The 652-nt window shown below is 55.2% G+C and carries 2 pseudogenes; both read left to right on the top strand.

The features are described from left to right. Positions 1 to 170: pseudogene (locus tag AB1K62_RS14635) on the top strand (N-carbamoylsarcosine amidohydrolase); the annotation flags it as partial. Further along, positions 170 to 652 (top strand): annotated as a pseudogene (locus AB1K62_RS14640) (polysaccharide deacetylase); the annotation flags it as partial. The pseudogenes AB1K62_RS14635 and AB1K62_RS14640, both read left to right, overlap by 1 nt.

A 652-nucleotide genomic window follows, 5' to 3' on the forward strand; every position in this document is an offset into this window, starting at 1 on the left:
GGGCGACGGCGGTTGATGCCCTGAGTCATGGGTATCGCACCATTGTTCCGATCGAAACATGCGCGGACAAACATGAAAGTTATCATTTCGCCAATCTTACCGACTTGCAGATCAAATATGCGGATGTCGAGCCGGTGCAGACGGTGATTGACTGGCTGGAAGCGAAATAATGAGTGATACGCAAAAATCCGATCCCGAACTATATGATTATCTGCCCTATCGCGGCCGGCCCAAAATTACATGGCCCGAGGGAAAGACCTGCGCTGTCTGGGTTGCGCCCAATCTGGAATATTACGAGCTTGATCCCGCGGTAAATCCGCATCGTAAGAGCTGGGCCAAGCCGCATCCCGATGTGGTCGGTTACAGCCACCGGGACCATGCCAACCGGGTCTCGCACTGGCGCATGGCAGAAATGATGAGCAAGCACGGCTTTCCCGGATCGGTGAGCCTTTCTGTTGCCCTGTGTGACCATATTCCCGAAGTTGTCGCAGATGCGGCGCAGCGCGGCTGGGAGTTTTTCAGCCATGGTATTTATAACACCCGCTATTCCTATGGCATGGACGAAGCGCAAGAACGTGCGATTATCGAGGATTCCATTGAAACGGTTGAGCGCACCACGGGCCAACGCATTCGCGGCTGGCTGGCACCGGCG

The sequence above is a fragment of the Parasphingorhabdus sp. JC815 genome (assembly GCF_040717415.1).
Lineage (GTDB): Bacteria > Pseudomonadota > Alphaproteobacteria > Sphingomonadales > Sphingomonadaceae > Parasphingorhabdus.